Genomic DNA, 13,532 nt, shown 5'->3' with positions numbered 1-13,532 from the left:
CATGCGCCTGAACATCTCGGCCTGGGCGATCCGCAAGCCGATCCCCTCCCTCGTCCTCTTCCTCGTGCTGGTGGTCCTCGGCCTCGTCAGCTTCCGGGCGCTGCCGATCACCCGCTTTCCCAACATCGACATCCCCATCGTCTCTGTGCAGGTGCTGCAATCGGGGGCCGCGCCCTCCGAACTGCAGACCCAGGTGACCAAGGTCGTCGAGGACGCGGTGGCGGGGGTAAAGGGCGTCAAGCACGTCATCTCGACGATCTCGGAGGGCGTCTCCAGCACCACGATCGAGTTCCGTCTCGAGGTGAACAGCGACCGGGCGGTCAACGATGTGAAGGACGCCATCTCGAAGGTGCGGGTGAACCTGCCCCGCACCATCGAGGAGCCGATCATCAACCGCGTCGAGATCGCGGGCCTGCCGATCATGATCTACGGCGCCTCGGCCCCGGCGATGACGCCGGAGGACCTGTCCTGGCTGATCGACGACGTCATCGCCCGGCAGGTGCAGAGCGTGAAGGGGGTCGGGGGCGTCGAGCGCCTCGGCGGCGTCGCCCGCGAGGTCCGGGTGACCCTGAAGCCCGACCGCCTGCTGGCGCTCGGGATCACGGCCGCCGACGTCAACCGCCAGCTGCGCCTCACCGCCGCCGACATGGCCGGCGGGCGCGGCGAACTCGGCGGTCAGGAGCAGTCCATCCGGACCCTGGCGGGGGCGGCCAGCCTCGATACCCTGGCGGAGACCTCGATCGTCGTACCGGGTGGCCGCAAGGTCCGCCTCGACGAGCTCGCCAGCCTGGTGGACGGCTCGGAGGAGCCCCGCACCTTCGCGCGCTTCAACGGCGAGCCGGTGGTGGCCTTCGCGATCTCGCGCTCCACCGGCGCCAGCGACGCGGAGGTGGCGGTCGGCGTCGCCAAGCGCATCGCGGAACTCGGCGCCCGCCATCCCGGCGTGCGCTTCGACGTCATCGACACCTCGGTCACCAACACGGTGGGCAATTACCACTCGGCGATGCTGAGCCTCGTCGAGGGCGCGGCGCTGGCGGTGATCGTCGTGTTCCTGTTCCTGCGCGACTGGCGCGCCACCCTGATCGCCTCGATCGCCCTGCCGCTCTCGGTCCTGCCGACCTTCTGGGTGATGAGCAGCCTCGGCTTCTCGCTGAACGCCGTCAGCCTGCTGGCGATCACGCTGGTGACGGGCATCCTCGTCGACGACGCCATCGTGGAGATCGAGAACATCGTCCGCCACATGCGCATGGGCAAATCCCCCTACCGCGCCGCCCTGGAAGCCGCCGACGAGATCGGGCTCGCCGTCATCGCCATCACGGCGACGATCATGGCGATCTTCGCCCCCGTCTCCTTCATGAGCGGCATCGCCGGGCAGTATTTCAAGCAGTTCGGCCTCACCATCGCGGCGGCGGTGTTCATGTCGCTCCTCGTCGCGCGCCTGATCACGCCCCTGCTCGCGGCCTACTTCCTGCGCGACCACGGCCCCGACCACAGCCGCGAGGGCCCGGTGATGCGGGGCTACACCCGCGTCGTCGCCTGGTCGGTGCGCCACAAGTTCATCACCCTCGTGCTGGGGCTCGCCTGCTTTGCCGGGTCGATCCTGTCGACCGGCCTGCTGCCGGCGGGCTTCCTTCCGGCGGAGGACGCCGCCCGCACGATCTTCGTGGTCGAGCTGCCGCCCGGCGCGCGCCTGTCCGACACCACGCAGGTGAGCGACGGCCTGGTGGAGCGCATCCGCGCCCTGCCGGAGGTGCGCAGCGTCTTCGTCGACGGCGGCCGCCAGCTGCCCGCGAAGAAGGAGGTCCGGCTCGCCACCTTCACCATCAACCTCACCCCGAAGAACACCCGTCACCGCACCCAGAAGCAGGTCGATACGGCCATCCGGGCGATCCTCCACGACGTGCCCGACATCCGGTTCTGGGCCCTGCGCGAGGGCGGCCAGCGCGACGTCACGCTGATCGTCTCCGGCCCCGACAAGGCGGTGGTGGCCGAGACGGCGGCCCGGCTCCAGCGCGAGGCGGCGAGCGTGCCGCATCTCGTCAACGTGCTCTCGACGGCGCCGCTGGACCGCACCGAGATCCGCATCCGGCCGAAGGCCGGGGTCGCGGCCGATCTCGGCGTCTCCACCGACCTCATCGCCGAGACGGTCCGGGTCGGCACGATCGGCGACATCGGCGCGAATCTCGCCAAGTTCAACACCATCGACCGGCAGGTGCCGATCCGGGTTCAGCTCCCCGAGCGCCTGCGCGGCGACCTTTCGCAGATCGAGACCCTGAAGGTGCCGGTGAAAGGCGGCGCGGCCGTGCCGCTCTCCACCGTGGCCGACCTCAGCCTCGGGCGCGGACCGACCGCCATCGACCGCTACGACCGCGCCATCCGCGTGGCCCTCGAGGCCGACATGGAGGGCTCGGACGCGCTCGGGGCGCTGATCGGCGCGGTGCTCGCCCTGCCCACCGCCAAGGACCTGCCGCCCGGCGTCACCATCCGGCAGACCGGCGACGCCGAGGTGATGGGCGAGGTCTTCGAGGGCTTCGCGCTGGCCATGGGCGCCGGCCTGATGATGGTCTTCGGCGTGCTCGTGCTGCTGTTCGGCAACTTCCTGCAGCCGCTGACCATCCTGTTCTCGCTGCCCCTCTCCATCGGCGGCGCGATCCTCGGGCTGCTCATCTTCAACAAGCCGATCTCGATGCCGGTGGTGATCGGCATCCTGATGCTGATGGGGGTGGTGACCAAGAACGCCATCATGCTCGTCGACTTCGCCGTCGAGGAGATGGCCCGCGGCGTCGACCGGGTCACCGCCATCGTGGATGCGGGCCGCAAGCGGGCGCGCCCCATCGTGATGACCACCATCGCCATGGCGGCCGGCATGGTGCCCTCGGCCATGGCGCTGGGCATCGGCGGCGAGTTCCGCGCACCGATGGCCATCGCGGTGATCGGCGGCCTGATCGTTTCCACCGGCCTGTCGCTGGTCTTCGTGCCGGCGATCTTCATCCTGGTGGACGACCTCTCGCGCCTGTTCGTGCGCCTCCTCGGCCGCTTCGTCGGCGCCGTGGACGAGCCGACGGAGGGCGCGTTCGCCCTGCCGCCGACCCACACGGCCAACGACCCGAAGCCGTTCTCGCCGCCCCGCATCGCCGCCGAGTAGGCCTGCGGCGGGTCCCCGCAACGAAAAGGCCCGGACCTTTCGGTCCGGGCCTTTTCGTTGCGTCCTGCGAGCTTCGACGGCGCGGTCAGCCCTCGCTGCGGGCAGCGAGGCGGCTGGCGGCGAAGCAGAGGCCGCCGGCGACGACGAAGAGCACCGCGAAGGTCTTCACGGTGGCGTAAAACAGCGCCGGCTCGATGCCCGCATCGGTATAGAGCACGAGGCCGATGGCGGAGATCGGGAGGAGCAGGAGGATCAGGAGGGGGGTCAGCGGGCTGTTCATGGCGTGCGGGTCTCTCAACCTCTGTCGGACCCGGCTCACCGGCCCGTGTGGCGTTGTCTGGGACCCTCATAGCATCGCGCTGCACCCGGCGCCAAGCTGGATCGGCCACGCTTGGTGCGGTCGATGAGCCCGGATCAGGCCGGGATCCGCACCGTGGCGCGCAGCCCCCCGAGGGGGCTGTCGTGCAGGCTGACGTCGCCGCCATGGGCACGGGCGATGTCCCGGGCGATGGACAGCCCGAGGCCGGAGCCCCCCGCATCCTGGCGCGCGTCGTCGAGCCGGACGAAGGGCTTGAACACCTCCTCGCGCTGCTCGGCCGCGATGCCGGGCCCGTCGTCGTCGATGGAGACGAGGAAGGCGCGGGCCTCGCGCCGGCCGGTGATGGCGACGGTCTCCCCATAGCGGGCGGCATTGGCCGCGAGGTTGAAGAGGCAGCGCCGCATCGCGTCCGGCCGCAGGGTCAGCTGCGGCTGGTCCTCCATCTCCACGGCCTCCACGTGGGCGCCGAGGCGCTCGACATCGGTGCGCAGGTCCTCGAGGAGCGCCCGCATGTCGGTGGGCACCGCGGCCTCGCCCGAATCGCCGCGGGCGAAGGCCAGGTAGGCCTCCAGCATCCGGCTCATCTCGTCGACGTCGCGCTGCAGGTCCTCGACCTCCGGCGTCTGCTCCACGAGGGCGAGGGAGAGCTTGAACCGCGTGATGATGGTGCGTAGGTCGTGGCTGACCCCGTTGAGCATCGTGGTGCGCTGTTCCATCGCCCGCTCGATGCGCCGCTTCATCTCGATGAAGGCGTGGCCGGCCTGGCGCACCTCGCGGGCGCCGCGGGGCCGGAACTCGATCTCGCGGCCCTTGCCGAAGCTCTCCGCGACCGCGGCGAGGCGCAGGATCGGCTTGATCTGGTTGCGCAGGAACAGGATCGCGACGCCGAGCAGCACCAGCGACGAGCCGCTCATCCAGAGGAGGAAGATGTGCGAGTTTGAGGCGTAGGCCATGCTGCGGCGCGCCGTGACGCGCATCACCCCGTCGGGGATCGAGACCCGGATCTCGATCAGGCTGGAGCGGCCCACGGTATCGATCCAGTAGGGCCGGCGGATCTGGCGCCGGATCTCGTCGGAGAGCGCCTCGTCGAGGATCGAGAAGAACGGCCGCGGCCCGGCCGGCGGCAGTTTGGCGCCCTTCAGGATGTCGACGTCGAGGTTGAGCCGGTCGTTGGCGATCCGGGTCAGGGTCTCGGAATCCTTGTCCTGCGGATAGCTCTCGTAGATGTCGATCAGCGCGGCGACGTCGGCGGTGACGGCGGCGGAGAGGCGGCGCGTCACGAGCTGCCAGTGGCGCTCCATGAAGGTGTAGGCGATCACCGACTGGAGCAGCACCACCGGCGCGATGATGATGATCAGCGAGCGGGCATAGAGGCCCTTGGGCAGCACGTCGCCGATGGCGCGGCTGACCAGGCGCCAGAGGCGCCCGGGCCGGGGCAGGGCGGCGAGGCGGGTCGCCGTGCGTTGCAGGAGGCCGGCGGCGGCCATGGGCTCAATCGACCGCGAGGCGGTAACCGACGCCCCGCACGGTCTGCAGGAACAGCGGATTGGCCGGGTCGACCTCGGTCTTGCGGCGCAGGCGGTTGATCTGCACGTCGATGCTGCGCTCGGCCGCGAGACCGCCGCTTCCGGCCAGGGCCTCGCGCTCGACATTGGCGCCGGCGGCCTGGGCCAGGATGGTGAGGATCTCGCGCTCGCGCTCGGTGATGCGGATGAGTTCGTCCTCGCGGCGCAGCTCGCCCCGGTCGATCCGGTAGGCGAAGGGGCCGAAGGTCACGGTGTCGTGCCCCTGCGCGCGCCCGCCGCCGTCCGCGCTGCGCCGCTTGATGATGTTCGACAGGCGCAGGATCAGTTCGCGCGGCTCGAAGGGCTTCGGGAGGTAGTCGTCGGCGCCGATCTCCAGGCCCATCACCCGGTCGTTGGGGTTCGAGCGGGCGGTGAGCATCAGGATGGGCACCCGCGAGGTCTGGCGCACCTCCCGGGCGTAATCGAAGCCGCTCTCGCCGGGCATCATCACGTCGAGCACCAGGGCATCGAAGACGAAGCACTGCGCCTTGGTGCGGGCCTCCGGGACGTTGCCGGCGGCGGTCACGCGAAACCCCTGCTCGTAGAGGAAGCGCGACAGCAGTTCCCGAACCCGGCGGTCGTCGTCGACCACGAGGATGTGGGGCGCATGGTCGGGCAGCTCGACGTTCGTGCGCGCTCCGGCGGTGCCCATCAGGCGGCGCTCCGTGCGCGCCGGGCCATCAGGCGCTGGACGGCCGCGCGCGCGTCCGGCTCGATCATGCCGAACAGGAAGCTCTCGGCCGAAAGCGGCGCCTCGCCGCCGCGCTCCGAGGCCGCGAGCGCCCGCGCCACCCGCCGGCTCTGCACCCGCATCAGGTCGCCGGCGAGATCCGCCCCGGCGGCGGTGCAGAACAGCAGCCGCTGGCGCCGGTCGCTGGTGCCGGTCTTCTGCACGATGTAGCCCTGCTCGATCAAATCCTTCAGCACCCGGTTGAGGCTCTGCTTGGTGATGCGCAGGATATCGAGGAGTTCGGCGATCGTAAGACCCGGATAGCGGTCGACGAAGTGCAGCACCCGATGATGGGCACGGCCGAAGCCGTACTGCGCCAGGATGCGGTCGGGGTCGCCGACGAAATCCCGGTAAGCGAAGAACAGCAGCTCGATGAGATCGTCTCCGGAGCCGGAGGAGGGCGGCGCGTCGAACTCGGCATCTCGCATCGCGTGGGCAGTCACGTCGGGGGCGACCTCGATTTACGTCAGCGTTGTTGACATGTTCCAGCCCCGTCACCACCCGTCAAGCCTCAGCGCCGGGCGAATCCCCCGGCCCGTGAACCGGTCGCGCCCCACTTTCGCGGTGACGGGCCCGGACCGGACCCGTGGATCGACGGCCTTCCGAAACCGTGAGACACTTGACCACGGGACAAGCCGGCTGCCGCGCCCCCCTGGCAGGAACCGGGATGCGGGCCCCGCGTTCACCAGAACATTTCGTGAACCGGAGAATTCCATCATGGCCAGCACCCAGGCTTCCAAGGCCCAGGATTCCAAGGCCCAGGATTCAAAGTCCAAGGCCTCCGAGTCCAAAGCGTCCGCATCCAAGGCGGACGAGAACCCGAAGACCGATCCGAAGGACGTCTCGAACCAGATCAAGGACCCGAGCCAGTGGACCACCGGCGGTGAGCCGATGACCGGTGCGCAGGCCTCCTACCTCAAGACCCTGTCCGAGGAGGTGAAGGACCCGGAGGCCTTCGATCCCGATCTCGACAAGGCCGAGGCCTCCCAGCGCATCGACGCCCTCCGCAAGGAATCCGGCAAGGCCTGACGGTCGAGGCCGAGGCCGGAACCCGGGCCGTCGGTGTCATCCGGCGGCTCGGACCGGTCGACCGGGGCAGCGTGGACCTTCGGCGATCCGCTTAAGTCCTCCGCAAGGAAGGCCGTCTATCGTCCCGCACGAGCGAATTCGGCGAAAGACGTCACAGGGCCATGACCGAGCTGGACATCAACCACTCCAGGGATCGGCATGGCGCTCGGCCGGTCCCGCGCTTCCGAACACTGGCTCGGCGCTTCCTGAAAGACACGTCCGGCTCGACGATGATCGAGTACGGTCTGATCTTGGCCCTCGTCTTCCTGGCGATCGTGGGCGCATTACGGTTCTTCGCCGACCGGACGAACGGGATGTACGTTTACATCAGTACGGCCTTCAACCGGACGTCCTGACCAGACGGTGACTCATCACCAGGACGCGCGACCTCCTTCACGAACGGGCGGACGAGGCGGTCCAGGACGGCGAAGCGCTGCTCCGGGATGCCGCTCTCCCGAAGATGGACTTGGTCGAGATGCGGGGGCCTCAGTTCGGTATTGACCGCCGGGCCGGTATCGGTCCCGCACATCCACGGCGCCGGATCGCGGATTTCCGCGCCGATCTCCTGCGCCAGGGCCCTCAGCCGATCGTGGATCGCCCGACTGGGCTGGCGGAAGTGCGCGCGATCGATCGGCTGAACGTTCGCCGTGCCCTGACCGAGGTACAGGCGCTTCGCCCGCTCCTGCGGAACCTCGAATTCGCTGAACGGACAGGTGAGCAGGATGGCGACGTCGGCCCCGGATTGCCGCACGCGCTGAAGCCGCGCCGTCAGGGTCCGCATCGATCGATCGAGACGGCCGGGCAGAGTTTCGGGCGTCCAGTCCACGCAGCGCTCGCCATCGATGAAGCAGACGGTCTGCCCGGAGCGGAGAAAACCGGACCACAGCGCGGTGAGGACCACGCGCTGATCGGACGGCCATGGCCTGTAGGCGACGACGCAGAACAGCGGCACGGCCAGGCTGCCGATCTGGACGGCGCCCTGGATCTTCGCCCGCGACCAGACGAGACGGGGTGGAGCGCGACGAGGCCGCCGGCCAGCATCTCCCAGGCCCGCGGGGGCAACCAGGAGAAGGCCGCGGATTGATGAAAGCTCGGCAGAAAGATGCACAGGGCCGAGGACAACCCGCACCCGATCCAGACCATCAGCCGCAGCGGAGACGGTTTCGGCGCGCGCGTCCAGGCCAGCGCGAGACAGACCGGGTCGATGAGGTCGAACTGCCACTCGACCGACAACGACCAGGTGTGCCGCAACCCCTTCCCATCGCTTTTCCGGTCGAGATACCCGGCTTCCTGATGATATTGGATATTGGAAGCACATCCCGGCGACCCGGTGATATGCCGGCCCAATTGCTTCGGCACGAGCGGGTCGATGAAGACCAATCCGACGGTCAGCAGCGCCAGGCACAGTCCGAACAGCGCCGGCCCGATGCGGTCGAAGCGAGCGGCGTCGAATCGCAGGAAGCTGAAATCCTGTTCCCGCAGGCGTCCGGTGACGATGCGCGTCATCGGGAAACCGGCGATGACGAGGACGAGCGTCGCGTTCAAACGCCTCGCGGGGGCGGGCGGACCGCATTTCGGTCCGACGCGACGACGGACAGCTCGATCCTGTGAAGATTCGGCGTCGCGCCGAGCAGCCTCCATTCGGTATGGAACCGCCCGGAGGCCTCGTCCCTCCCCGGGGCCGTCCCGCGCTTCATCGTGCTGGTGGAGCCCCCGTCAATGCGACGGAGCGGTCGGTGCAGGTGACGGTCCGCGCTCCGTCGTGGCGGACCGTGCGGCCTGGAGGAGGTCGTCGGCCAGGCTCGGATCATCGACCGCGCGCGCCAGGATGACAGCGCCGACGAGGGTCGAGAGCTTGGCCAGCGCCCGCTGACGGCGCCGCTCCTTCGCTCCCTGAGGCGAGAGCTCGGACAGCAGCCCGACGAGATGGCGGACCCCATGGGTGAAGCGTCCGCGCAAGGGGCTGCCGGGCGACTCGCGGGCGACGTCGTTGGCGAGGGCGGCGAGGGGGCAGCCCAAGCCCGGCGCCTGGACATGGGCCAGGGACAGGTATTGGTCGATCAGCACGTCCAAACCGCCGCGTCGGTTCTCCCCCAAGGCCGAGTCGAACGCCTCGACGGCGAGGGCGTCCTTGCTGGCGAACTGTCCGTAGAAGCCGCCATGGGTCAGGCCGGCCGAGGCCATGATGTCGGCGACGCCGACGCCGTTGAGACCCCTTTCCCGAAACAACGCGGCGGCCACCTCGACCACCCGCTGGCGGTTGCGCTTGGCCTGCTCCTGCGAAACCCTCGGCATTCCCGGCCCTCCCGTTGCGCGCCCAGCCTTATATAGATGCGGACCGTCATCCAAACAGAGGTCCGCGCCGGCCGGCCCGCCGAGGGGGGCTGGGTGCGGGTCGGCCGGCGGACCGCGCGGGCTCGGGAAACCCCGCGCGATTCACGGATGGCATCCGGCGCCGAAAGGTCCGGCCCCGGCATCGTCGTCAGGTCCGGGCCGGGTGGGGCATCGCCTCCGCGACCCTATGGGCGTCCTGACCGCGCGCGCCGCGCCCGACGCGGAACCAGAGGGCGTAGAGGGCCGGCAGGAACAGGAGGGTCAGCAGGGTCCCGACGCCGACACCGCCGATGAGCACGTAGGCCAGCGCCCCCCAGAACACCGAGTGGGTCAGCGGGATGAAGGCCAGCATGGCGGCGGCGGCCGTCAGGATCACGGGCCGTGCCCGGCGCACCGTGGATTCCACGATGGCGTCGTAATCCCCCAGGCCCGCCGCCTGGTCGTGGTGGATCTGGTCCACCAGGATCAGGGTGTTGCGCATCAGGATGCCCGACAGGGAGATCAGGCCGACGATCGCGTTGAAGCCGAAGGGCTGGTGGAAGAGGAGCAGGGTCGGCGCGGCCCCGACGAGGCCGAGCGGCGCGGTGGCGAAGACCATGAACATGGTGGCGAACGAGCGCACCTGGATCATGATGACGGTGAGCGTCACGATCAGCATGATCGGGAACACCACCACCAGGGACAGCATCGCCTTCTCGCTCTCCTCCACGGCGCCCGCCGTGTCGATCCGGTAGCCCGGCGGGAGCTTGGCCTTGATCGATGCGAGGCGCGGGAAGACCTGGGCGTGGATGTCGGGCGGCTGAAGACCGTCGAGCACGTCGCCCTGCACGCGGATGTAGGTCTCGCGGTTGTAGCGCTTCAGCACCGCGTCCTCGGTGCGGCTCTCCAGGCGCGCCACCTGGGAGACCGGCACCTGGCGCCCGTCCGTCGTCGCCAGGGTTAGGTCGCCGATCTCGGCCAGGGAGCGCCGCTCGGGGCCGGGGCTGCGCAGCAGAACGTCGACGGTGCGCAGGTTCTCGCGGACCTGGGTGGCGGGCGTGCCGTTGAGGTAGACCTGCAATTGCTGGGCGGCCTCCTTCGGGGTCAGGCCGATCAGGCGCAGGCGCTCCTGGTCGAAGGCCAGATGCAGGCTCGGGGTCTTGTCGCCCCAGTCGAGGTGGACGAGGCGCATGTTGGGATTGGCCGCCATGACTTCCCGGACCTCGGCGGCGATGCCGCGGATGACATCGAGGTCGGGCCCCACCACCCGGAAGGCGACCGGGAAACGGATCGCCGGCCCGAACACGATCTGGAGCACGCGCACGCGTGCCTCCGGGAAGTGCCCTTCGTCGACGAGCCTGCGCACCTTGCCCCGCAGGGCGTCGCGGGCGTGCGCATCGGCCGTCTGCACCACGATCTGCGCGAAGGCCGGATCGGGCAGTTCGGGATCGAAGGACAGCACGAAGCGGGGCATGCCCTGGCCGATATAGCTCGTGATCTCCTGCGCCTCGGGGAGGTCGCGCAGGGCCGCCTCGATCCGCTTGACGCTGGCCTCCGTCGTCCCGAAGGCCGAACCCGCCGGCAGCGTCACCTCGACGATGAGTTCGGGCCGCTCGGAGTTCGGGAAGAACTGCTTTTCGACGCGGCCCATCGCCACCACCGCGAGCCCGAACAGGCCCACGGTGATACCGGCGGCGATCCACTTGTGGTCGACCGACATCCGTACGAGGCGGCGCAGGCGCTCGTAGTTCTTGGTGGCGTAGATCGCCTCGTGCCCGCCCTCCACGGGTTTGATGTCCGGCAGCAGCTTGACGCCGAGATAGGGCGTGAAGGTCACGGCCACGAGCCAGGAAATGATCAGCGAGAAGGCCACCACCCAGAAGATGTTGCCGGCGTACTCCCCCGCCGTGGAGGCCGCAAAGCCCACCGGCAGGAAGCCCGCGATGGTCACCAGGGTGCCGGTGAGCATCGGCGCGGCGGTGGCGCTCCAGGCATAGGTCGCCGCCGCGATGCGGTCGGCGCCTTCCTCCATGCGCACCACCATCATCTCGATGGCGATGATGGCGTCGTCGACGAGCAGGCCCAGCGAGATGATGAGGGCGCCCAGGGTGATGCGGTCGAAGTCGCGCCCCGTGACCATCATCACCACGAACACCGCCGAGAGGGTGAGCGGCACGGCCAGCGCCACCACGATGCCGACCCGGAAGCCGAGCGCCACCAGGGAGACGAAGATCACCACGCCGAGCGCGGTGAAGAACTTCACCATGAACTCGTGGATGGCGTCGTCGATGACCTTGGCCTGGTCGGTGATCTTGGTGAAGCTGATGCCCACCGGCGTCTCGTGGTGGATCGCCACTTCCTCGGCGTTGAGCGCCTCGCCGAGCTTCAAGCCGTTGAAGCCGGGCTTCATCACGAGGCCGAGCATCAGGGCCGGCTCGCCGCCGTTGCGGATCGCGAAGGTCTTGGGGTCCTCGTAGCCGCGCGTCACCTCGGCGATGTCGCCGAGCTTCAGGCTGCGGTCGCCGACCGCCACGGGCAGGTCGCGGATGGCGTCGAGCCCGTCGATGGCCCCGTCGAGGCGCAGATACACGCGCGGACCCGCGGCCTCGACGAAGCCGGCCGGGGTCACGTCGTTCTGGTTGGCAAGTGCTGCGAGCAATTGCTGGCCGGTGATGCCGAGGGTGGCCAGGCGCTGATAGGAGATCTCGACGAAGATCTTCTGGGCCTGCTCGCCAAGGATGTTGATCTTCTCGACGCCCGGCACCCGCAGCAGGCGCTGGCGCAGGTCCTCGGCGCGCAGCACGAGCTGGCGGTGGGGCAGGCCCTTGGCCTGCACGGCGTAGAGGGCGAAGTAGACGTCCGAGAACTCGTCGTTGAAGAGCGGCCCCAGCACCCCGCGCGGCAGGCTCGAGGCTTGGTCGGCGAGCTTCTTGCGGGCTTGGTAGAACTCCGACTGGAGCTTGGCCGGCGGCATGTTGTCCTTGAAGATGACCTTGGTCATCATCAAGCCGGGGCGCACCGTCGTCTCGGCCCGGTCGTAGTAGACGAGCTCCTGCAGGCGCTTCTCCAGGGGGTCGGCGACCTGGCGCTGCATCTCTTCCGACGTCGCGCCCGGCCATGCGGCCGAGACCGTCATGACCTTGACGGTGAAGGCCGGGTCCTCAGCCCGCCCGAGCTTCTCGAAAGCGAAGAAACCCGCGCCCGTCAGCACGATCAGCAGGAACAACGTGACCGCCCGCTCGCGGACGGCGAGCGCCGAGAGGTTGAAGCCGCTCATCGCACCACCCCCGTCATGCTGGCGGGCGCTTGGCGCACCTTCTGATCGGGCTTGAGGAGATGGGCGCCGAGCGACACGATCCGGTCGCCGGGGCTCAGGCCGGCGACGATCTCGGCGCGCTCCTCGCCCAAGCGGGCGACCTGCACGGCCTGCGGGCGCACGGTCTCGCTGGCGGCGTCGTAGCGCCAGACGGCGGTACCGCGCCCCTGGTCGAAGAGGGCGCCGAGGGGCACCTCCACGCTGGCTTGGCGGACCGCCGCGCGCTCCTTGAGCTGCAGGGTGACGGTGGCGCCGAGCGGCGCGGCCTCGCCGCCGCCCGAGAGGATGTAGCGCGCCCGGTAGGTGCGGGTGGCCGGATCGGCGGTGGCGGAGAGTTCGCGCAGGCGCGCCGGGTAGGTCGCCGCACCCTCGGCGTAGAGGGTGGCGGAGGCCTCGCCCTCGGCGGCACGGCGGCTACCCTCGGGCAGGAACACCTCCGCCTCGCGCGCGCCGTCGCGGGCGAGCTTGACCACGGTCTGGCCGGCCGCGACCACCTGGCCGGGCTCGGCGGGCACCTCCATGACGACGCCGTCCGCATCGGCCTGGAGCTCGGCATAGCCGGCCTGGTTCTGGATCTGGCTGGCCTGGGCCTCGGCATTGGCGAGCTGCGCGATGGCGGCATCGGCCGCGCCCTTGTTCTGGTCGTAGGTCTGCCGGGAGGTCCAGCCGTCTGCCACGAGCCGGCGGCTGCGCTCCTCGTCGGCCTTGGCCTTGATCATCTGGGCACGGGCCGCCTCGACCGAGGCGCGCGCGGCGTTGAGCGCGAGGGTGAAGTCGGTGCGGTCGAGACGCATCAGAGGCTGGCCGAGGCGCACCCGGTCGCCCGGATCGACGAGGCGCTCGAAGATCTTGCCGCCGACCCGGAAGCCGAGATTGCTCTCGGTGCGAGCCCGGATCACGCCGGTGTAGCGCGAGACCGCGCCGGGGCCGGGGGCGACCTCCGCGACCTGGACCAGGGGCGCCTCCGGCGTCACCGCCGTCTCCGCCGGAGAGCAGGCCGCCAGGGCGAGCGTGGCGAGCCCGGGCGCGAACCATTTCTGCATGACGCATCCTCCGCAGCCGGACATCCGACGCTT

Annotated in this window: 12 protein-coding genes; 3 read left to right on the top strand and 9 right to left on the bottom strand. The window is 69.7% G+C overall.

The window, feature by feature from the left end; all coding sequences use genetic code 11:
- The first annotated feature begins 1 nt into the window (after position 1).
- A complete protein-coding gene (locus AC3WLN_RS09050) occupies positions 2-3,145 on the top strand; it encodes an efflux RND transporter permease subunit (RefSeq protein ID WP_492480684.1) in 3,144 nt (1,047 codons plus the stop codon).
- A gap of 85 nt (positions 3,146-3,230) precedes the next feature.
- Here AC3WLN_RS09050 and AC3WLN_RS09045 read toward each other — a convergent pair whose 3' ends face one another.
- The 4 genes from AC3WLN_RS09045 to AC3WLN_RS09030 all read right to left on the bottom strand — a co-directional run bounded on the left by AC3WLN_RS09045 (position 3,231) and on the right by AC3WLN_RS09030 (position 6,187).
- A complete protein-coding gene (locus tag AC3WLN_RS09045) occupies positions 3,231-3,425 on the bottom strand; it encodes a hypothetical protein (RefSeq protein ID WP_492480683.1) in 195 nt (64 codons plus the stop codon).
- A gap of 134 nt (positions 3,426-3,559) precedes the next feature.
- Positions 3,560-4,951: an ATP-binding protein gene (locus AC3WLN_RS09040; protein WP_492480682.1), complete on the bottom strand. Its 1,392-nt coding sequence runs from the start codon at positions 4,949-4,951 to the stop codon at positions 3,560-3,562.
- Positions 4,952-4,955: 4 nt separating this feature from the next.
- Positions 4,956-5,681 (bottom strand): response regulator, encoded by a 726-nt coding sequence (locus tag AC3WLN_RS09035; protein WP_492480681.1) that lies wholly within the window; start codon positions 5,679-5,681, stop codon positions 4,956-4,958.
- Positions 5,681-6,187, bottom strand: coding sequence for a MarR family winged helix-turn-helix transcriptional regulator (locus AC3WLN_RS09030; protein ID WP_492480707.1), 507 nt, complete (start codon positions 6,185-6,187; stop codon positions 5,681-5,683). The genes AC3WLN_RS09035 and AC3WLN_RS09030 overlap by 1 nt, the downstream gene beginning before the upstream one ends.
- Positions 6,188-6,476: 289 nt before the next feature.
- Between AC3WLN_RS09030 and AC3WLN_RS09025 the strand changes: the two genes are divergently transcribed.
- Complete coding sequence (locus AC3WLN_RS09025; RefSeq protein WP_492480680.1) at positions 6,477-6,788, top strand: DUF3072 domain-containing protein; 312 nt, start codon at positions 6,477-6,479, stop codon at positions 6,786-6,788.
- Positions 6,789-6,949: 161 nt separating this feature from the next.
- Complete coding sequence (locus AC3WLN_RS09020) at positions 6,950-7,183, top strand: Flp family type IVb pilin (protein WP_492480679.1); 234 nt, start codon at positions 6,950-6,952, stop codon at positions 7,181-7,183.
- Here AC3WLN_RS09020 and AC3WLN_RS09015 read toward each other — a convergent pair.
- The 5 genes from AC3WLN_RS09015 to AC3WLN_RS08995 form a co-directional block, all read right to left on the bottom strand.
- Positions 7,150-7,713: an SGNH hydrolase domain-containing protein gene (locus tag AC3WLN_RS09015; RefSeq protein WP_492480706.1), complete on the bottom strand. Its 564-nt coding sequence runs from the start codon at positions 7,711-7,713 to the stop codon at positions 7,150-7,152. The genes AC3WLN_RS09020 and AC3WLN_RS09015 overlap by 34 nt on opposite strands.
- Positions 7,596-8,372 (bottom strand): acyltransferase family protein, encoded by a 777-nt coding sequence (locus AC3WLN_RS09010; protein WP_492480678.1) that lies wholly within the window; start codon positions 8,370-8,372, stop codon positions 7,596-7,598. Before AC3WLN_RS09010 ends, AC3WLN_RS09015 begins: the two co-directional genes overlap by 118 nt.
- A gap of 171 nt (positions 8,373-8,543) precedes the next feature.
- A complete protein-coding gene (locus AC3WLN_RS09005) occupies positions 8,544-9,122 on the bottom strand; it encodes a TetR family transcriptional regulator (RefSeq protein WP_492480677.1) in 579 nt (192 codons plus the stop codon).
- A gap of 187 nt (positions 9,123-9,309) precedes the next feature.
- The gene (locus tag AC3WLN_RS09000) at positions 9,310-12,417 is read right to left on the bottom strand and encodes an efflux RND transporter permease subunit (protein WP_492480676.1); all 3,108 of its coding nucleotides are present in this window, start codon (positions 12,415-12,417) and stop codon (positions 9,310-9,312) included.
- Complete coding sequence (locus AC3WLN_RS08995) at positions 12,414-13,499, bottom strand: efflux RND transporter periplasmic adaptor subunit (RefSeq protein ID WP_492480675.1); 1,086 nt, start codon at positions 13,497-13,499, stop codon at positions 12,414-12,416. Before AC3WLN_RS08995 ends, AC3WLN_RS09000 begins: the two co-directional genes overlap by 4 nt.
- Between the last annotated feature and the right edge of the window lie 33 nt (positions 13,500-13,532).

The organism is Methylobacterium sp. FW306-05-D, assembly GCF_058782155.1.
Note: the sequence above shows the minus strand (reverse complement) of the source record. Positions and strands in the feature narration are given on the sequence as shown.

Excerpts from the sequence above, each read along its gene's own strand:
- AC3WLN_RS08995 (WP_492480675.1), bottom strand. The coding sequence starts at position 13,499 with ATGCAGAAATGGTTCGCGCCCGGGCTCGCCACGCTCGCCCTGGCGGCC.
- AC3WLN_RS09035 (WP_492480681.1), bottom strand. The coding sequence starts at position 5,681 with ATGGGCACCGCCGGAGCGCGCACGAACGTCGAGCTGCCCGACCATGCG.
- AC3WLN_RS09040 (WP_492480682.1), bottom strand. The coding sequence starts at position 4,951 with ATGGCCGCCGCCGGCCTCCTGCAACGCACGGCGACCCGCCTCGCCGCC.
- AC3WLN_RS09050 (WP_492480684.1), top strand. The coding sequence starts at position 2 with ATGCGCCTGAACATCTCGGCCTGGGCGATCCGCAAGCCGATCCCCTCC.
- AC3WLN_RS09025 (WP_492480680.1), top strand. The coding sequence starts at position 6,477 with ATGGCCAGCACCCAGGCTTCCAAGGCCCAGGATTCCAAGGCCCAGGAT.
- AC3WLN_RS09030 (WP_492480707.1), bottom strand. The coding sequence starts at position 6,187 with ATGCGAGATGCCGAGTTCGACGCGCCGCCCTCCTCCGGCTCCGGAGAC.
- AC3WLN_RS09005 (WP_492480677.1), bottom strand. The coding sequence starts at position 9,122 with ATGCCGAGGGTTTCGCAGGAGCAGGCCAAGCGCAACCGCCAGCGGGTG.
- AC3WLN_RS09045 (WP_492480683.1), bottom strand. The coding sequence starts at position 3,425 with ATGAACAGCCCGCTGACCCCCCTCCTGATCCTCCTGCTCCTCCCGATC.
- AC3WLN_RS09000 (WP_492480676.1), bottom strand. The coding sequence starts at position 12,417 with ATGAGCGGCTTCAACCTCTCGGCGCTCGCCGTCCGCGAGCGGGCGGTC.
- AC3WLN_RS09020 (WP_492480679.1), top strand. The coding sequence starts at position 6,950 with ATGACCGAGCTGGACATCAACCACTCCAGGGATCGGCATGGCGCTCGG.